The organism is Alterluteimonas muca (genome assembly GCF_021191595.1).
Lineage (GTDB): Bacteria > Pseudomonadota > Gammaproteobacteria > Xanthomonadales > Xanthomonadaceae > Luteimonas > Luteimonas muca.
Genome location: NZ_JAIWPS010000003.1, coordinates 161,510 through 179,999, shown reverse-complemented (window position 1 = coordinate 179,999; position 18,490 = coordinate 161,510). Strand labels below are relative to the sequence as shown.

Below are 18,490 nucleotides of genomic sequence, written 5' to 3'. Positions count from 1 at the left end.
TCTGTCCGTGACGGGTCCACCCGTCCGATCCTAACCGGCTCGCGCCACGCGTGTTGTTGCACTGCCGCGAAGCGCGCCCGCTACTGCATGAACCAGCCGTGGCTCACGGTGATGCTCTGGCCGGTCAGTGCGTTGGTCTCGAACGCGGCGAGCATCAGTGCCACATTGGCGACGTCGTCGACGGTGGTGAACTCGCCATCCACGGTGTCCTTGAGCATGATGTTCTTCACCACTTCGTCCTCGCTGATGCCGAACTCGCGCGCCTGTTCGGGGATCTGCTTCTCCACCAGCGGGGTGCGCACGAAGCCGGGGCAGATGACATTGGCGCGCACGCCGTATTCGGCGCCTTCCTTCGCCACCGTGCGTGCCAGCCCGAGCAGCCCGTGCTTGGCGGTGACGTAGGGTGCCTTGAGCTTCGACGCCAGGTGCGAGTGCACCGAGCCCATGTAGATGATCGCGCCGCCGTCGCGGCGCTTCTCCATGTCGCGCAGGCATTCGCGGGTGGTGAGGAAGGATCCGTCGAGGTGGATCGCCAGCAGCTTCTTCCAGTCGGCGTAGCTGAAGTCGGTGATCCGGTTGACGATCTGGATGCCGGCATTGGCGACCAGCACGTCGACCCTGCCCCAGGCATCGACCACGCAGGCGATGCCGTCGACGACCTGCTGTTCATCGGTGACGTCCATCGCCACCGCCATCGCGTGGCCGCCGTCCGCGCGGATGCGAGCAGCGGCCGCTTCGGCACTGTCGTAGCGCAGATCGGCGATGGCGACCCTGCCGCCCGCCTGCGCATACACCTCGGCAATGCGCAGGCCTATGCCGCTGGCGGCGCCGGTGACCACGCAGACCTTGCCGTCGAGTCGGTTCATCGCATTCGCTCCTCACAGGTATGTGGCGAGGATAGCGAAGCGGCGTCCGGGGGCCTGTCGTACCAAAGGGCAGGACCTGGGGCCGCAGCCGGCCTCGCGAAGCGGCGGACCCGGCCGTCACTCCCGCGAAGGCGGGAGTCCGGGGATCGGCAGCCCGGCACCATCGTCAATGGATTTCCGCCGAGGGGAATGCCGGTTCACGGCCGATGCGTCACCCGCTCAATCCAGCCGCGCGCGCGGCCCGAACCCGAAGTCCGCCGGATCCGGCAGTACCACCGGCACGCCGTCGTCCGTGCACAGGCCCTGCGCGCACAGCCGCTCGCGCAGGCGCGGGGTGGCCTGCACCATGAAGTGGAACAGCACGTGCTGTTCGACGTTGCCACGCACCGCCTGCGCACCCGGGCCGCGGGCCCAGATGCCGACGTCCTCACCGCCGTGGGTCTCGCTCGACAACGGCAGCGTGGCTTCCTGCATGTAATCCGGATGCGTGGTGTCCACGTCGCTCAGGTCCGGGCGGCCATGCGCGGCCTCGAAGCCGCTGCCGACATGGAAGAAGGTCTTCGGACCTTCGGCCTGCGCACCGCTGGCGCCGGTATAGCCGGGGCCGTTGGCATAACCCAGCGTGGTGTAGGGCAGGCCCAGTGCGTCGCGGGCGTAGCCGGTGGTCGCGTCCTCGCCGCTGCTGCCGACCACCTTGCCCAGGATCGGATTGCCGCGTGCCGGGTAGCCGGCAAAGGTGAGGGTATGGGCGTGGTCGGCGGTGACCAGGATCAGCGTGTCCGCTGCGTCGGTCGCATCCACGGCTGCCTGCACCGCAGCCGCCAGCGCGATGGTGTCGGTCAGCGCGCGGTGCGCATTGCCGTAGTGGTGGGCATGGTCGATGCGGCCACCTTCCACCAGCAGGAAGTAGCCGTCGCCGGCGTCGCGCAGGCGGTCGATGGCTTCCGAGGTCAGTTCGGCCAGACTGGGCTCGCCGGTATCCCCCGCGCGGTCGTGTTCGAAGTGCAGGTGGTCGTATTCGAACAGCCCCAGCACCGGGGTGCGCCCGCGCGCGGCCTCGAGTTGCTCCCGGTTCCAGACATAGGCGCCATCGGGGTTCCGGGCCTGCCAGTCGGCGATCAGGTCGCGGCCGTCCAGGCGCAGGCCGACCTTGTCGTCCCACTCGGGATCACGCTGGCCTGCGGGCATGAAATAGCGGCGGCCGCCGCCGAACACCACGTCCGGCCCGCGCCCCGGCATTTCCACCAGCTGGCGGGCGAGGTCCGTACAGCCGGTATCGATCGCATCCTGCGGCAGGTGTACGTCGCCTTCCCAGTTGCGGTCGGGCGAATGGCCATAGGTCGCCGCCGGCGTGGCGTGGGTGATGCGGGTGGTGGTGACGATGCCGGTGGCCATGCCGGCGCTCTCGGCGAGGTCGCGGATCGACAGCAGCGCATTGCCTGCAAGGTCGCTGCAGTCGCCACGCGCACGCGCCTGGCCGACGCCGATGACACCGGCGCGGGTCTTGGCGCCGGTGGCCATCGCGGTCATGGTGCCGGCGGAATCGGGCGTCTGCATGTCGGTGTTGTAGGTACGCGCGAATGCGGTGTGCGGGAATGCCTCCCAGCTCAGCAGCCGCTCCTCGCCGGAGCCGCCCTCACGCTGCCCGGCCAGGATGCGCGCCGCGGCGACGGTGGTCAGGCTCATGCCGTCGCCTACGAACAGGATCACGTTGCGCGCGCGGCCCTCCATCGCGCCGCGTTGCGCGGCCGCGGCGGCGCCACTGCGGAACCACCAGGCGGCGGTTTCGCCGTCCGGGCGGTCGATCGCCGGGACCGTCACCGGTGCAATCGGCGTCTCCGGATGGGGCGCACGCTGCGGAGCGGCGCAGGCGGCCAGCAGGGCCGCCACGCAGAACAGGGAAAGCTTGTGCATTGGCTGAAAATGGAACGTCGACGCGGGGAAGCCGCCCATTATGCCGCCGGTAGTGTTCTTCAGTGTTGCAGCCAGACGACTGCATCATGGCAATCGCTCCGGTATCGTCGCCCCCTTGTCTGCTGTCGGGCCCGGTGCCCGGGATGCCCCGAATGTTGGACTGGTGGTTCCGTATCGCGTTCTGGAAGCGGGTGGCGGGCGGCTTCGTGCTCGGCGCCCTGGCCGGCTGGCTGCTCGGCCCCGCCGCCGAGACCTGGCTGCAGCCGCTGGGCACGCTGTACGTCAACCTGATCCGCATGATCGCGGTGCCGCTGGTGTTCTTCGCGGTGATGAATGCCGTGTCCGCCCTGCACGGGCAGCAGTCGATGGCGACCCTGGGCGGACGCACCTTCGGCTGGTTCGCGGTGACCGCGACGATCGCGGTCGGCGTTGCGCTGGGCGCGGCCTTCCTGTTCAACCCCGGTGTCGGGGTGACGCTGACCGCGCCGGTCGACTACCAGCCGCGCGATGTCCCCACGCCGGTGCAGGTGCTGCTCGACATCGTGCCGACCAACCCGTTCGCGGCGCTGGCGGAAGGGCGCATCCTGCAGGTGATCTTCTTCGCCGGCCTGGTCGGTTTCGCCCTGGTGAAGCTGGGCGACCGCACCGAAGGCCTGCGCCGCCTGGTCGGGCAGGCCAGTGACGTGATGATCCAGGTCACCCGCTTCGTGCTCGAGATCACCCCGATCGGCACCTTCGGCCTGATCGCGGGTCTGGTCGGCACCTACGGCTTCGAGCGCCTGCTGCCGCTGGGCAACTTCGTCATCGCGCTGTACGTGGCCTGCGCCTTCCACATCGTGGTGGTGTACGGCGGCCTGCTGCTGACCCACGGGCTCAACCCGCTGAAGTTCTTCCGCGGGGCCGGGCCGGCGATGCAGGTGGCATTCGTCAGTTCGTCGAGCTTCGCGGCGATGCCGGCGGCCATCCGTTCGGTCACCCATGGCCTCGGCGTGAACCGCGACTACGCCGCGTTCGCGGTGCCGCTGGGCGCCAGCATCAAGATGGATGGCTGCGGCGCGATCTACCCGACGCTGGCGGCGATCTTCGCCGCGCAGTACTACGGCATCGAACTCAGCTTCGCCCAGTACGTGGCGATCCTGCTGGCCTCGGTGCTGGGCAGTTTCGGCACCGCCGGCGTCCCCGGCACCGCGGTGGTGATGGCGACCGTGGTGCTCAGTGCGGCCGGTTTGCCGCTGGAGGTGCTCGGCATCCTGCTCGCGATCGACCGCATCCTCGACATGATGCGCACGATGACCAACGTCACCGGGCAGATGCTGGTGCCGGTGCTGGTCGCGCGCGAGACCGGCCTGCTCGATCGCGAGGTCTACGAGCGTGCCGGCAGCAACCTCGGTATCGGCGGCGAGGACGCCGACGCGCCGGCCGTCCCCGTCGAGCGCAAGGGCTGACGGCTGCCGGATTCCGGCCACCGCAGGCCCCGCGCTATAGTCGGCGCTCGGGCCCTGGGGAGGGCCAGGGAGACGACGTATGCGTTGCAGAACAGTCCTGGGCGGCGCGCTCGCGCTGCTGGCATGGCTGGCGATCCCGGCTGCCGCACAGCAGCCTGACCGCTGGACGATGCCGATCCGCACCCACACCCTCGACAACGGGCTGACCGTGGTCGTGTCCGAGGACCGCAGCTCGCCGACCGTCGGCGTGAGCGTGGTCTACCACGTCGGCATGCGGCTGGAGCCGGAAAACCGCACCGGCTTCGCCCACCTGTTCGAGCACCTGATGTTCCAGGGCACGCCGGTTGCTCCCAAAGGAACCTTCGACCGCGTGATCCAGGGCGGCGGCGGCATGCTCAACGGCTCGACGCGTCCGGATTACACCAACTACATCGAGACCGCACCGGTGTCGGCGTTGAAGCCGATCCTGTGGCTGGAAGCGGACCGCATGAAGACGCTGGACTTCTCCCCGGCGAACCTGAAGAACCAGCAGGACGTGGTCAAGGAGGAGATCCGCGTCAACGTGCAGAACCAGCCCTACGGCCTGTTCTTCGTGTTCGACATGAACCGCCTGGCGTTCTCGAACTGGGCCAATGCCCACGACGGCTACGGCAGCTTCAAGGATCTCGAGGGCGCCACGCTGGCCGATGTCGAGGGCTTCCATCGCGACTACTACGGGCCCAACAACGCGGTCATCGGCATCGTCGGCGATGTGTCCGCCGACGAGGCGTTCGCGCTGGTGGAGGAGTATTTCGGTGGCATCCCGGCGCGGCCCACGCCCGACCGCCCGGACGTCTCCGAGCCGCTCAATACCGAAAGCCGGCGCGAGGCGCAGGCCGATGCGCTGGCGCAGGTGCCGGCGCTTGCGGTCGGCTGGAAGATGCCCGGGCGCGGCAGTGCCGACCATGCACCGATGGCGGTGCTGTCGCAGCTGCTGGCGGGCGGCGACGCCTCGCGGCTCTACCAGGGTCTGGTGAAGGGCCGCGAGCAGCTGATCAACCTCGACGGCGGCATGGGCTGGCCGCTGGGCCATGCCTGGGACTACGACGGTCCCACCCTGATGACGCTGTTCGCGCTGTACAAGCCGAACGTGGATCCGGACGCGGTGCTGGCGGCGATCGACGAGGAGATCGCGCGCATCGTTGCCGAGGGCGTGCCGGAAGAGACGCTGGCCGCCGCCAAGACCAAGATGCTGGCCGACTACGTCAATGCGCTGGAGCCCTTCATCTCGCGCGCCGACGAGCTGGCCAAGGCGCAGCTGCTGTGGGGCGATGCGCAGACCCTCAACCGGGTGCCGGAATGGGTGCAGGCGGTGACCGTGGCTGAGGTGCAGCGCGTGGCACGCACCTATCTCACCGAAGGCAACCGCACCGTCATCGACCGCGTGCCGGCCGCGATGGCGCCCGCACGCGGCATCGCCGCGCCGGCAGCGTCCGCGCCCGCCGCCGCCCCGACGCAGGACTGAGGACACCGCCATGGCTATCCACAACCGTTCCGCCCGTGGCGCCATCCTGCGCCCGCTCGCCCTTGCCCTCGGCGCCTGCCTGTTCGCCGGCATGGCCCACGCACAGCAGCCTGGCACGGCTCCGGTGGCCGCGCCGCCGACAGAACTGCCCGCCGGGCTGCCCGATTACGACGCCGACCGCGCACTGCCCGAGCTCGGCCTGATCGAGCATCGCCTCGACAACGGCCTGACCGTCTGGGTGCTGCCGCGCCAGGGCGGGCTGCCCAAGGTCAACTACGTGCTCGCCGTGCGCGGCGGCCTCGCCAGCGACCCGAAAGGGTTGCCCGGCATGTCCAACCTGCTGGCAGGGCTGCTGCAGGAAGGCACCGCCACCCGCAGCTCGGTGCAGATCGCCGAGGAGCTGCAGCGGCTGGGCGCCTCGATGGGCGCCAGCGCCAGCAGCGACGGACTGCTGGTCATGGCGTCGGGCCTGTCCTCGTCGGCGCAGCCGCTGGCGGACCTGTTCGCCGACGTGGTGCGCAATCCGGCGTTCCCGGCCAACGAGGTGCAGCTGGCGAAGACCAATGCGCTGCAGTCACTGAAAGCGATGGAAGCCCAGCCCGGCTACCAGGCCAACCGCGCGATGGGCCGGTTGCTGTTCGGCGACCATCCCTACGGCAATACGCTGCCGACCGAAGCCGGCATCACCGCGACCGACGTCACAGGCCTGCAGGCGGCGCACACGGCGCGATTCCGTCCGGACCAGGCGCTGCTGGTGATCGCCGGTCCGGTCGATGGCGACCAGGCGCTGGCGCTGGCGCGCAGCGCGTTCGGCGACTGGCGCGGCGAGGGCGAGGGGGTCGCCGCCGTGCCCGCGCCTGACTACCCGACACAGGCGCAGTTCGTGCTGATCCCGCGGGCGGGCAGCGTGCAGTCGGCGGTGCGCATCGGCCGCCCCGCCTTCGATGCCGACGACGACCGTGCGATCCCTGCAGCGCTGGCCAACACCATCCTCGGTGGCGGCTTCGACAGCCGGCTGATGCGCAACCTGCGCGAGGACAAGGGCTACACCTACGGCGCCGGCAGCAGTTTCGGCCTGCGCGCGCAGGGTGGCGCGTTCCAGGCCCAGGCCGACGTGCGCAATGAAGTGACCGGTGCCGCCATCGGCGAATTCCTCAAGGAGTTCGAGGCGATGCGTACGTCCGCGGTGCAGGCCGACGAGCTGCAGCGTGCCAAGCGCTACACCGCCGGCACCTATCTGTTCCAGAACCAGCTGCAGGGCGCAGTGGCTTCGGCGCTGGCGTCGAACTGGGTGCTCGGCCGCCCTGCCGACTACCTGAGCAGCTATGTCGACCGCACCAGCCGGGTGACCGCCGCGCAGGTGCAGGCGGTCGCGCGCGAGTTCTTCGATCCGGCGCGGCAGAGCATCGTCGTCGTCGGCGATGCCGGTGTCGCCGACCAGCTCGCGCCGTACGGCGACTTCAGCGCCGATTGACGGCGGTGCCATGCCGGCGGCGGGACACCGTCGCCGGCATCGCGGGATTCAGCCCGGCTGCGCCGCCATCTCCGCCGGGCGTCGCGCCGCCCACCCGGCGAAGGCCGCCGCGGTGAAGAACATCAGCAGGCTGTAGACCGCTGCGGGCACCGACATCGTCGCGTTGCCGAGCACGTTGAGCGCGATGAAGATCGCGAGCGTGCCGTTGTGGATGCCGATTTCCATCGCGATGGCGATGGCCTGCCGCCGTGGCAGCTTCAGGCCGACCGGCGCGGCATAACCGATGCCCATGCTGGCGAGGTTGAACAGCAGGCAGGCCAGGCCGACCGCGGCGAACCAGGTGAGCAGGGTCTCCCAGGCCTGCGCCACGGCGGCGACGATCAGCAGCACCAGCACCAGCACCGAGAGCACGCGGATGGGCTTCTCCATGCGCGCGGCGAACGCCGGCGCGAGTGCGCGCACGGTCATGCCGATCGCCACCGGCAGGATGATGATCGCCGCCACCTCGATGATCTTCTGCACCGGCGGCGGCACGTACTGGCCTTCGCCGAGGAAGAACCGCAACGAGAGGTCCAGGATCACCGGCAGCGTGACCAGGCACAGCACGCTGTTGATGGCGGTCAGGGTGATGTTGAGCGCGACATCACCACGGGCGAGATGGCTGTAGATGTTCGCGGTGGCGCCGCCGGGTGAGGCCGCCAGCAGCATCAGGCCCACCGCGAGTTCCGGCGGCAGGCGGAACAGCAGGGCCAGGCCCAGCGCGACCCAGGGCAGCACGCCGGTCTGCAGCAGCAGTCCGGTGATCACCGCCCGCGGGTAGCGCGCCACGCGGCGGAAGTCGTCGATGGTGAGCCCGAGGCCGAGGCCGAGCATGATCACGCCCAGCGCGAGTGGCAGCAGCAGCGTGGTGATCAGCGTGGATTGCATGTGGTTCCCCTCCCGGGAACGGTGAAGTGCTGTGGCGATCAGCGCCGCGGGTGAACAGGCCGGGTGCGGCGTGCCAGCAGGCCGCCCACCCAGGCCAGCGGCAATGGCAGCAACAGGCCGCCGGCGATCATCCAGGCCGGATGCGGCAGCGCCATCACGTTGAGGATCACGCCGCCAACGATGAGTGCACCCACCGCCAGCGCCGCCATGCTGGTCCGTGCCAGCGACAGGCGCGCCGCGACCCAGCCGCCCGCCAGCGCCGCCAGGCACCAGCCCAGCAGCACCAGTGCGAGCTTGGCCGGCGGCGCCTGTGCGACCAGCCGCGCGAGGTCCTCCTCGCCGGCGATGCGGGCGTCGAGTGGCAATGGAAACAGCCACGCACCCAGCGCTTCCATGGCCAGCATCAATGCGATGGCGACGACCAGGCCGGCCAGGATGGCGAGGACCGTGCGGATCATGGCGAGTTCTCCCCGGGCAGTCGGCGAGCATCGCTTCGCGCGCCGGGCCCGGGCAAGCCGCAGTGCAGCGTAGCGACGCGATCCAAAAAAAAGGCCGCCCGGAGGCGGCCTGTACGAGGAGATGCGCTGGTCAGACGCCGGCGACGCGCCGGGCCTGCATGAACTTGCCGGCCCAGTAGCCGGTATCGAGTTCGGACACGGTGACGTCACGGCCGCTGCGCGGTGCGTGCAGGAAGCGGCCCTCGCCGACGTAGATGCCGACGTGGTCGATGCGGCCGCCGCGGCGGCTGAAGAACACCAGGTCACCGGCGTCGAGCTGGTCGCGGTTGACCCGCTGGCCGGAGTTGGCCATGTCGCGCGAGACGCGCGGAAGCTCGATACCCAGTGCGGTGCTGAAGACGTAGCTCACCAGCCCGCTGCAGTCGAAGCCGCGCTCGGGCGAGGTGCCACCCCAACGGTACGGGGTCCCGAGCAGGGTCATCGCGCGCTGCAGCAGCACCTGCACGCCGCCGCGCGGCTGCGCCTTCGATTCCTGGCGCACCAGGTCGGCAGCGGCGATCAGCTGGTTGACGTCGGAGGCGAACAGCACCTCCGGGCCACCGGCGGGCAGCGGGTCGGCCAGCTGCTGGCTCACGGTGGCCACCATCGGCGACTGGTCCGCGGAGTCGCCTGCCAGGCCGGGCGCCGCAAGGGCAGGCAGAGCGAGGCCGGACAGCAGGCCGATGAGGATGAAAGAGGAAATCCGTCGGGCTCGACGGGGCGCGGTGGCGGCGGTTTGGCCTTGAAGCTGGGTTTTGGCTGTCGTCACGCGTCAAGTCAGGAATGTAGCGGTGGCGTGATGGTGCACGACGGGGCCGGGCGGTTTGTTAAGAGCCCGTCAATGAATGCGAGAGATTTCCTGAATGAATACGACTGGCGTCAAAGAATGCGACGTGCGCCTGAGTAATTGTCGCGCCAGTAATGGCCGTCGAGGTGATCGAGCCGGACGGTGCCGCCGCTGCTCGGCGCATGCACGAAACGGCCTTCGCCGACGTAGATGCCGACATGGGTCACGTTTCCGCGGCTGCCGAAGAACACCAGGTCGCCGGACGCCAGGCGGCCCGGTTCGATGCGCGGCCCCTGCACCCCCGCCAGTTCACGCGACGAGCGTGGCAGGCGCAGGTCCAGCATGTCGCGGTAGACGTAGTTCACCAGGCCGCTGCAGTCGAAGCCGCCCTCCGGTGTGTTGCCGCCGAACCGGTAGGGCGTGCCCACCAGGCTGATCGCGCGGATCACCACCGAGTTGGCGGCTGCGGGATCGGACGGGGCGACCAGCGCGTAATGGCGTGAGGGCGCGGGGGCGGAGGCGGGGCGGACATCGCGGCCCCCACAGCCCGCCAGCAGCGACAGGATCGAGGCCGCGGTAGCCCAGGCCAGCAGCGAACGGGGGGCGCGGGTTGGCGTGGCGCGGCGGAAGCCGGGATAATCGTCACTCATCGAGGCCGCATCTTGGCCGATCGGCGTGGCGATTTGAAGCCGCGGCGCCGTGTATCCCCGCCCTTCCATCCCACGCGGCACAGGCCGCGCCAGCAGGATCGCCCATGAAGATCGAGAAAGACCGTGTCGTCCGCTTCCATTACACCGTCGCCGAGGCCGGCCAGGAACCGGTGGAGAGCTCGCGCGACCGCGGCGAGCCGCTGGCGATCCTGTTCGGCCACGGCAACATCATTCCGGGCCTGGAGAAGGCCATGGACGGGCGCGAGACCGGCGACAGCTTCAAGGCCGACGTCAAGGCGGAAGATGCCTACGGCGAGCGTCGCGACGGGCTGACCCAGCGCGTGCCCAAGAAGCACTTCGGCAACCAGCGCCTGACCGCCGGCATGCAGGTGGTGCTCAACACCAACTTCGGCCCGCGCGCGGTCACCGTGCAGAAGGTCGGCATGAGCGTGGTCGATGTCGACCTCAACCACCCGATGGCCGGTAAGGACCTGCAGTTCGACATCGAGATCGTCGAAGTGCGCGAGGCTTCGGCCGAAGAGGTCGAGCACGGCCACGTGCACGGCGACGGTGGCCACCACCACTGAGGCGTCGCCGCCACGCAGCGTTTTCACGAAGGGCCCGCCAGTGCGGGCCCTTCGTATGTGCGGGTGGGCTTGCCGGCACCGCGGTGCTCCGGCAAGGTCGCCGCTCGGCCGGGGAGATCACATGACGCAATGGGCGCCAATCGACGAGCGCGCGCGGATCGGCGTGCTCGATGCGCTGCGCGCGCTGGCCCTGCTGGGCATCTTCGTGGTCAACCTGGAGACGTTCAACCGGCCGTGGGACACGCTGGCCGATGGCATGCGCGAGGGGCTGGCGGGTGCGGACGTGGCCGTGGCGTGGTGCATCCAGGTCCTGGTGACGGGCAAGGCCTGGCTGCTGTTCTCGCTGCTCTTCGGGATCGGCTTCGCGCTCGTGCAGCAGCGTGGGGTCTCTGGAGCGGTCTGGAAGCGCCGCACCTGGGGGCTGCTGGTGATCGGCCTGCTGCATGGGGTGCTGCTGTGGCCGGGCGACATCCTGCGCACCTATGCGCTGGCGGCGTTCCTGCTGCTTGCGTTGCGTGGGCTGCCGCCGCCCCGGCAGCGCGACCTCGGGCTGATGCTGTATCTCGGCATCTGGGCGATGTTCGCCGCGCTGATGGCGTTGGCCGGCGACATCGAGCTGCCAGCTGACGACGCTGCGGCCATCGCGGGCCGCGTGTACGCCGAGGGCGGGTGGGCCGCGGTGACGGTGCAGCGCGTGCGCGACCTGTCGACGATGCTCGGCTCCGACCTGATGTCGGTACCGGCGGCACTTGGCATGTTTCTGATCGGAGGGTGGCTGCTGCGCAGCGGGCGCATCCGTGATGCCGACGCCCACCTTCGCTGGCACCGGTTGACGGCAGGGGTCGCGCTGCCCGTGGGGCTGCTGGCGTCGGTGGCGATCGTTTCGACGGTCGGCCTCAACGTGACCCAGGCCGGCGGGTTCGGCCGCTGGATGCTGGCGCTTGCGCTGCTGCAGGTTGCCGCGCTGCCGACGGCGCTGGGCATGCTGTCGCTGGTGGTGCTGGCCTGGCGCAGGCCGCGCTGGCGCGGCGCGCTCGATCGGCTGGCGCCGGCCGGGCGGATGGCGCTCACGCACTACCTCATGCAGTCGCTGGTCGCCTCCACGCTGTTCTATGGCTACGGCCTCGGGCAGTTCGGCCAGTGGGGCCCGGCGATGCTGCTGGCGCTGGCGGTCGTGGTGTTCGCGCTGCAGGTGCTGGCGAGCCACTGGTGGCTTGCGCGATTCCGTTTCGGGCCGGTCGAGTGGCTATGGCGCTGGTGGACCTATGGCCATCGTCCGCCGCTGCGGCGCATGCCGGTCGACGCGTAGACTTGTGCGATGGAACGAAGCGACGACGTACTGATCGTGGGCGGTGGCGTGGTGGGCCTTGCCTGCGCGCTGTCACTGCTGGAAGCCGGCCGCGGCGTGCGCATCCTGGAGGCCGGCAGCGTCGGCTGCGGCAGCTCGCACGGCAACTGCGGCACCATCACCCCCAGCCACGCCGCGCCGCTGGCGGCCCCGGGCGCGGTGGGCAAGGCGCTGGGGTGGATGTTCACGCCGGACGCGCCGTTCTACGTGAAGCCGCGGCTCGACCCGGTGCTGTGGCGCTGGATGCTGGGCTTCGCCTGGCGCTGCAATCCCAACGACTGGCGCCGCGCCATGGCCGCACGTGCCGGCATGCTGCAGGCATCGCGGCAGGCACTCGAGGAGTGGATGTCGCGGTTCGGCCTGGACTGCGAGTTCGAGGCCTCGGGTGTCGACTACGTCTACCGCAGCGAGCGCGACCTGCTGGCCTTCGAGCACGAGGCCGGCGACCTGCGTGCGCTCGGTATCGACGTCGACATCATCGACGGGCCGACCTACCTGCGCGGCGAACCGGCCTTGCGCGACGGCGTGGCCGGGGTGGTGCGCTTCCCCGGCGATGCGCGCCTGCGCCCGGACCGCTACGTCGCGGAACTGGCGCGCGTGGTGCGCGCTGCTGGTGGCGTCATCGAGGAGAACTGCGCGGTGCAGGCGATCAACCCGGATGCCAGTGGCGTCGCCGTCAGCACCCCGCGCGGCAGCTTCCACGGGCAGGACGTCGTGCTCGCCGCCGGCTCGTGGTCGCCCGCGGTCGGCCGCTCGCTGGGGCTGCGGATCCCGGTGCAGCCCGGCAAGGGTTATTCGATCACCTACACCCGACCTGCGCTGGCGCCGCGACGGCCGATCGTGCTCAAGGAACGCAGCGTCTGCGTGACCGTGTGGGACAGCGGCTATCGCCTCGGCAGCACCATGGAATTCTCCGGCTACGACACCAGCCTCAACCGTCGCCGGCTGGATGCGCTCGAACGCGGCGCGGCCGAATACATGCACGAACCGGTCGGCCCGCAGAAGCTGGAGGAGTGGTATGGCTGGCGTCCGCTGTCGATCGACGACATGCCGCTGATCGGGCGTGCCCCCGCGCATCGGCATGTCTGGCTGGCCACCGGCCACGGCATGCTCGGCGTCAGCATGAGCGCGGCGACCGGGCGGCTGATCGCCGAACTGGTCACCGGCGGCGAACCGCACCTGGATCCGAAGCCGTTCGACCCGGCGCGGTTCGGATGAGTGCGCGCGACCCGCTGGGCTTCGACCTCGTCGTCATCGGGGGTGGCTCCGGCGGGCTGGCCGGGGCGTTCCGCGCGGCCGCGCTGGGTGCGCGCGTGGCGCTGCTGGAGCCTTCGGAGCTCGGCGGCACCTGCGTCAACGCCGGTTGCGTACCCAAGAAGGCGATGTGGCTGGCCGCCGAGCTCGCCAACCGTATCGACCAGGCCGCCGATCTCGGCTTCGACGTGCCACCGCGGCCGGCGTTCGCCTGGCGCGAGTTCATGACCGACCGCCAGCGCTATATCGCCGGCATCCATGCCAGTTACCGGCGTCGCCTGGACGAGGCGGGCATCGTGTGGATGCCGCAGCGCGGCCGGTTGCTCGACCCACGCACGGTCGAGACCGGCGAGGGCGTGCGGCTCGAGGCGCGCCATGTGCTGGTCGCCACCGGTTCGTATCCGGTGCGCCCGGACTTCCCTGGCGCGGAACTCGGGGTGGTTTCCGACGATTTCTTCCACTGGACCGAGGCGCCGCGCCGCGTGGCCCTGGTCGGTGGTGGTTACATCTCGGTGGAACTGGCCGCGGTGCTGCAGGCACTGGGCAGCAGTGTGGACATCCACGCGCGGTCGACGCGGCTGCTGACGTCGTCGGACGCTGGAATCATCGAACAGCTGCAGGAGCACTACCGGCATCTCGGCATCGGCCTGCATCTGGGCGCGGAGCCGACGGCGCTCGAGCACGACGGCGACGGCATCGTGGTGTGCGGCGACGACGGTGCGCGCAGCGGACCGTATGACAAGGTGCTGTTCGCCATCGGCCGCCGCGCGTGCACGGAAGGGCTCGGGCTCGACGCGGCCGGCGTGCGCCTCGACGACCGTGGCAGCATCGAGGTCGATGACGCGCAGGACACCAGTGCCGAACGCGTACACGCCGTGGGCGACGTCACCGGCAGGGTCGCGCTCACGCCGGTGGCGATCGCCGCTGCGCGCCGGCTGATGGACCGCCTGTTCGGCGGTCAGAAGGATGCCAGGCTCGACTACCGCAATATCCCGACGGTGGTGTTCTCGCATCCGCCGATGGGTGCGGTGGGGCTGACCGAGGCGCAGGCCCGCGAGGCGCATGGCGATGCGGTGCGCGTCTATCGCACCAAATTCCGGCCGATGCTGCAGGCGCTGGCCGACAGCCCGCTGTGCAGCCTGTTCAAACTGGTCTGCGTGGCGGACGGCGAGGCCCCCGCGCAGCAGCGCGTGGTCGGCATCCACCTGCTGGGCGATGCGGCCGACGAGATCCTGCAGGGCTTCGCGGTGGCGCTGAAGATGGGCGCGACGCTTGCCGACCTGCACGACACGGTGGCGCTGCATCCCACCAGCGCCGAGGAACTCGTGCTGCTGCGCTGAGCGCTGCGGAAGCGGGCCGTGCTCGCCTACACTCGTGCGATGGACCACGACATCTTCCATCTGCACCGCGGTGATGCACCGCTGCTGGTGAGCATCCCGCACAACGGCACGCGCGTGCCGGAGGCGATCGCCGCACGGCTCACACCCGAAGCCCGGCAGGTGCCGGATACCGACTGGCATGTCGAGCGCCTGTACGCGTTCGCGCGCGAGCTGGGTGCCTCGGTGCTCGTGCCCACGCACTCGCGCTATGTCATCGACCTCAACCGCTCCGAGGACGACACCTCGCTGTATCCCGGCCAGAACACCACCGGCCTGTGCCCGGTGCGGCGCTTCGATGGCGGCCCGGTCTACCTGCCAGGGCAGGAGCCGACGCCCGACGAGATCGCCGCGCGGGTCGAAACCTGGTGGCGGCCCTATCACGACGCGCTGGCCGGTGAACTGCAGCGGCTGCATGCCGCGCACGGCCGGGCCGTGCTGTGGGAAGCGCATTCGATCCGCGGCACCCTGCCGTGGCTGTTCGACGGCCGCCTGCCGGACCTCAACCTCGGCACCGCCAATGGCGCGAGCTGCTCGGCGACGTTGCAGGGGCGGCTCGACGCGGTGCTTGCCGCACAGCACGACTACGACGTCGCCGTGAACGGCCGCTTCAAGGGCGGCCATATCACCCGCCACTACGGGCGACCGCAGGCCGGGGTCGACGCGGTGCAGCTGGAGATCAGCCAGCGCTGCTACATGGACGAGGCCACGTTCGAGTGGGACGCCGCGCGTGCGGCGCGCCTGCAGCCGCTGCTGCGCGGGCTGTTGTCGGCCGCGTTGCATCCGTAGCCCGCGATCGCGTTAACACGCGGCGCACGCGGCCGTCGCCATCCTTCGCGCGATGACCGATTCCGAGATCCTGCGCGTCCACAAGCCGATGCTGTGGCTGGTGGCCGCGGCGGTGTTCATGCAGATGCTGGACACCACCATCGTCAATACCGCGCTGCCGTCGATGGCGGCCGATCTCGGCCAGTCCCCGCTGCGCATGCAGGCGGTGGTGGTGGCCTATGCGCTGACCGTGGCGACGCTGATTCCCGCGTCGGGCTGGCTGGCCGATCGCTTCGGCACCCGACGCCTGTTCCTGATCGCCATCGTGGTGTTCACCCTCGGCTCGCTGGCCTGCGCGCTGGCGCAGAGCCTGGACACGCTGGTCGCCGCGCGCGTGCTGCAGGGCGTTGGCGGTTCGATGCTGTTGCCGGTGGGGCGGCTGGCGGTGCTGCGTTCGGTGCCGCGGCAGGATTTCCTCGCCGCGATGACCTTCGTCACCGTGCCGGGGCTGATGGGCCCGCTGATCGGGCCGTCGCTGGGCGGCTGGCTGGTGCAGGTGGCCTCATGGCACTGGATCTTCCTGATCAACCTGCCGCTGGGCGTCGCCGGCGCGTTTGCGGCCATGCGGTTGATGCCCGACCTGCGCGCGCCGGTCGCGCGCTTCGATGGCGTCGGCTACGGCCTGCTGGCGTTCGGCATGATCGCGGTGTCGGTGTCCGTCGATGCGCTGGCCGGCGAAACGCCACGGCGGGGTGCGATCGTGGTGCTGCTGGTATCAGGGCTGGTCGCGCTGGTCGCCTACTGGCTGCATGCCGCGCGGGCGAAGGCGCCGCTGTTTCCGCTGGCGCTGTTCCGCGTGCGCACCTATGCGGTGGGCGTGATCGGCAACCTGTTCTCGCGGCTGGGCAGCGGCGGCATGCCGTACCTGATCCCGCTGCTGTTGCAGGTGGCGCTCGGCTACCCGCCGGCGCAGGCCGGCATGATGATGATCCCGGTGGTGCTTGCAGGCATGTCGTCCAAGCGCATCGTGGTGCCGCTGGTGCATCGCTTCGGCTACCGCAGGGTGCTGGTGGTCAATACCGTGCTGACCGGCGCGGCGATGGCGAGCTTCTGGTTCATCGGCCCTGGGCAGCCGCTGTGGCTGCTGATCGTGCAGTTCGCCTGCTTCGGTGCGGTCAATTCGCTGCAGTTCACCGCGATGAACACCCTGACCCTGCGTGATCTCGGCGGCGAGCAGGCCAGCGCCGGCAACAGCCTGCTGTCGATGGTGATGATGCTGGCGATGAGCCTCGGTGTGGCCACCGCCGGCGGCCTGCTGGCGGCGTTCTCGGCCGATGTCGGCGCGCAGGCCAGCGAGCCGGTGCTGGCGGCATTCCGCTGGACCTTCATCTGCATCGGCGCGGTGACCGCGGCGTCCGCGGCGATCTTCGCGCAGATCGGCAACACCCGGCGCATCCCCGACCGGGTTGTGGAAACCACCGAGCAGCGTTGATCGCGAACCGCGGGGCGTACCCGTCCGGCCCGGGTGGGAATGCGCGTTCCGGGACACGTGCTTCCGCGTCGGGCTCGGCGTCGCCATATCTGGCTCACGGGTACGAGGCCGTCCGTCCGCATCCGCCCCGGCCGCCCACAGGAGCTGCACATGAAGATCGATCTGTCAGGAAAATCCGCCATCGTCACCGGGTCCACCGGCGGTATCGGCCTTGCCATCGCGACCGGCCTTGCCGGGGCGGGGGCGTGCGTGACTCTTGTCGGCCGCGACCGGCAGCGCGTGGACGCGGCGCTGGCGCAGCTTCGCGCTGACGCCGATGGCGCCGATGCCGGCGGCGTGGTGGCCGACGTCGGCACAGCCTCCGGCTGTGACGCGCTGATCGCCGCGCGGCCGGATGCCGACATCCTCGTCAACAACCTCGGCATCTATGGCGCGCACGAATTCTTCGATATCGACGATGCGTTGTGGAGCCGGTTCCACGAAGTCAACGTGATGAGTGGCGTGCGCCTGTCGCGGCATTACGCGCGGGGCATGCGCGATCGCGGCTGGGGTCGGATCCAGTTCATTTTCAGCGAGTCTGCCCTCAATATCCCGGCCGAAATGGTTCATTACGGGGTGACCAAGGCCGCCGTACAGGGGCTGTCGCGAGGACTGGCCAAGGTGTTGGCCGGCACTGGCGTCACCGTCAACACCATCCTGCCCGGGCCGACCCGCACCGCCGGGGCCGCGGAGATGATGGCGACGCTGGCTGCCGAACGCGGTGTCGACGAGGGAGCAATGGAAGCGCTGTTCCTCGCCGAGAACCGTCCGTCGACACTGTTGCGTCGCTTCGCCAGCCCGGAGGAAGTCGCGGCGATGAGCGTGTACGCCGCATCGCCGCAGGCCAGCGCGACCACGGGTGCGGCCCTGCGCGTGGAGGGCGGCATCGTCGAGAGCATTGCCTGACCGCGGAGCCACGGCGGTCATCGCGGGATTGCGGGATGATGGGGCCTTCCACACCGGGAGGGTCCACATGAAGAGCGATACCCCGCAACGTTACGGCACGCTGTCGCGGCTGTTCCACTGGGCGATCGCAGTCCTGGTGTTTTGGCAGGCGTTGAAGATCTTCGACCGCATCGATGACGGCGAGCACTGGGTGGGGCAGACGCTGGTGCCCTGGCATATCTCGGTCGGCGTGCTGGTCCTGCTGCTCGTGGTGCCGCGCATCGCGTGGGCGCTGCGCAACCAGGGCAATCGCCCGCCGGGGCCGCAGCCGGCCTGGCTCGGTTTCCTGGCCAAGGCCGGTCATGTCGCCCTGTACGCGGCGCTCGTGCTGATGCCGGTGACCGGCATCAGCATCATGATCGGCAACGGCTACGGGCTGACCGTGTTCGGCATGGAGCTGGTGGCCGGCGGCGGCGAGATCCCATGGCTCGCTACATTCGGCGGCACGCTGCACTCACCGGTCGCGTGGTTGCTGCTGGCGATGATCGCCGGCCATGTGGTGATGGCGCTGTGGCACCACTTCGTCCGCCGGGATGGCGTGCTGCGACGGATGCTCTAGATCGTGGGACCACCAGCAGGCCGGTGATCCCCTGGCAGCCCCGATGCCGGCGCCCAGG

General features: G+C 70.0%; 17 protein-coding genes. 11 read left to right on the top strand and 6 right to left on the bottom strand.

Annotation, left to right across the window (positions count from 1 at the left end):
* Positions 1 to 80 precede the first annotated feature (80 nt).
* Together LDO11_RS06510 and LDO11_RS06505 are read right to left on the bottom strand one after the other, a co-directional pair.
* A complete protein-coding gene (locus tag LDO11_RS06510) occupies positions 81 to 866 on the bottom strand; it encodes a 3-hydroxybutyrate dehydrogenase (RefSeq protein ID WP_232140808.1) in 786 nt (261 codons plus the stop codon).
* A 219-nt stretch (positions 867 to 1,085) separates the two neighbouring features.
* Positions 1,086 to 2,780, bottom strand: a complete 1,695-nt coding sequence (locus tag LDO11_RS06505) for an alkaline phosphatase (protein WP_232140807.1) — start codon at positions 2,778 to 2,780, stop codon at positions 1,086 to 1,088.
* 143 nt (positions 2,781 to 2,923) lie between these two features.
* Here LDO11_RS06505 and LDO11_RS06500 point away from each other — a divergent pair, with 143 nt between their 5' ends.
* The 3 genes from LDO11_RS06500 to LDO11_RS06490 all read left to right on the top strand — a co-directional run bounded on the left by LDO11_RS06500 (position 2,924) and on the right by LDO11_RS06490 (position 7,203).
* Positions 2,924 to 4,225, top strand: a complete 1,302-nt coding sequence (locus tag LDO11_RS06500; protein WP_232140806.1) for a dicarboxylate/amino acid:cation symporter — start codon at positions 2,924 to 2,926, stop codon at positions 4,223 to 4,225.
* A gap of 79 nt (positions 4,226 to 4,304) precedes the next feature.
* Positions 4,305 to 5,729: a M16 family metallopeptidase gene (locus LDO11_RS06495; protein WP_232140805.1), complete on the top strand. Its 1,425-nt coding sequence runs from the start codon at positions 4,305 to 4,307 to the stop codon at positions 5,727 to 5,729.
* A 10-nt stretch (positions 5,730 to 5,739) separates the two neighbouring features.
* The gene (locus LDO11_RS06490; RefSeq protein WP_232140804.1) at positions 5,740 to 7,203 is read left to right on the top strand and encodes a M16 family metallopeptidase; all 1,464 of its coding nucleotides are present in this window, start codon (positions 5,740 to 5,742) and stop codon (positions 7,201 to 7,203) included.
* Positions 7,204 to 7,251: 48 nt separating this feature from the next.
* Here LDO11_RS06490 and LDO11_RS06485 read toward each other — a convergent pair whose 3' ends face one another.
* The 4 genes from LDO11_RS06485 to LDO11_RS06470 form a co-directional block, all read right to left on the bottom strand.
* A complete protein-coding gene (locus tag LDO11_RS06485) occupies positions 7,252 to 8,130 on the bottom strand; it encodes a bile acid:sodium symporter family protein (RefSeq protein ID WP_232140803.1) in 879 nt (292 codons plus the stop codon).
* Positions 8,131 to 8,168: 38 nt separating this feature from the next.
* Entirely contained in the window at positions 8,169 to 8,588 is a 420-nt protein-coding gene (locus LDO11_RS06480) for a hypothetical protein (RefSeq protein ID WP_129135382.1), read from the bottom strand.
* Between the two features lie 130 nt (positions 8,589 to 8,718).
* Positions 8,719 to 9,396, bottom strand: coding sequence for a C40 family peptidase (locus LDO11_RS06475; RefSeq protein ID WP_232140802.1), 678 nt, complete (start codon positions 9,394 to 9,396; stop codon positions 8,719 to 8,721).
* Between the two features lie 110 nt (positions 9,397 to 9,506).
* A complete protein-coding gene (locus LDO11_RS06470; protein ID WP_435574613.1) occupies positions 9,507 to 10,064 on the bottom strand; it encodes a C40 family peptidase in 558 nt (185 codons plus the stop codon).
* A gap of 104 nt (positions 10,065 to 10,168) precedes the next feature.
* Here LDO11_RS06470 and LDO11_RS06465 point away from each other — a divergent pair, with 104 nt between their 5' ends.
* The 8 genes from LDO11_RS06465 to LDO11_RS06430 all read left to right on the top strand — a co-directional run bounded on the left by LDO11_RS06465 (position 10,169) and on the right by LDO11_RS06430 (position 18,432).
* Complete coding sequence (locus LDO11_RS06465; RefSeq protein ID WP_232140801.1) at positions 10,169 to 10,651, top strand: FKBP-type peptidyl-prolyl cis-trans isomerase; 483 nt, start codon at positions 10,169 to 10,171, stop codon at positions 10,649 to 10,651.
* Between the two features lie 121 nt (positions 10,652 to 10,772).
* Positions 10,773 to 11,960 (top strand): DUF418 domain-containing protein, encoded by a 1,188-nt coding sequence (locus LDO11_RS06460; RefSeq protein WP_232140800.1) that lies wholly within the window; start codon positions 10,773 to 10,775, stop codon positions 11,958 to 11,960.
* A gap of 9 nt (positions 11,961 to 11,969) precedes the next feature.
* Positions 11,970 to 13,217, top strand: a complete 1,248-nt coding sequence (locus tag LDO11_RS06455) for an NAD(P)/FAD-dependent oxidoreductase (RefSeq protein WP_232140799.1) — start codon at positions 11,970 to 11,972, stop codon at positions 13,215 to 13,217.
* Entirely contained in the window at positions 13,214 to 14,593 is a 1,380-nt protein-coding gene (gorA, locus tag LDO11_RS06450) for a glutathione-disulfide reductase (protein ID WP_232140798.1), read from the top strand. The genes LDO11_RS06455 and gorA overlap by 4 nt, the downstream gene beginning before the upstream one ends.
* 39 nt (positions 14,594 to 14,632) lie before the next feature.
* The gene (hutG, locus tag LDO11_RS06445; protein WP_232140797.1) at positions 14,633 to 15,418 is read left to right on the top strand and encodes an N-formylglutamate deformylase; all 786 of its coding nucleotides are present in this window, start codon (positions 14,633 to 14,635) and stop codon (positions 15,416 to 15,418) included.
* Between the two features lie 52 nt (positions 15,419 to 15,470).
* A complete protein-coding gene (gene mdtD / locus LDO11_RS06440) occupies positions 15,471 to 16,889 on the top strand; it encodes a multidrug transporter subunit MdtD (RefSeq protein WP_232140796.1) in 1,419 nt (472 codons plus the stop codon).
* Positions 16,890 to 17,039: 150 nt separating this feature from the next.
* Positions 17,040 to 17,834: an SDR family NAD(P)-dependent oxidoreductase gene (locus LDO11_RS06435; protein WP_232140795.1), complete on the top strand. Its 795-nt coding sequence runs from the start codon at positions 17,040 to 17,042 to the stop codon at positions 17,832 to 17,834.
* 67 nt (positions 17,835 to 17,901) lie between these two features.
* The gene (locus tag LDO11_RS06430; RefSeq protein ID WP_232140794.1) at positions 17,902 to 18,432 is read left to right on the top strand and encodes a cytochrome b; all 531 of its coding nucleotides are present in this window, start codon (positions 17,902 to 17,904) and stop codon (positions 18,430 to 18,432) included.
* The last annotated feature ends 58 nt before the right edge of the window (positions 18,433 to 18,490 follow it).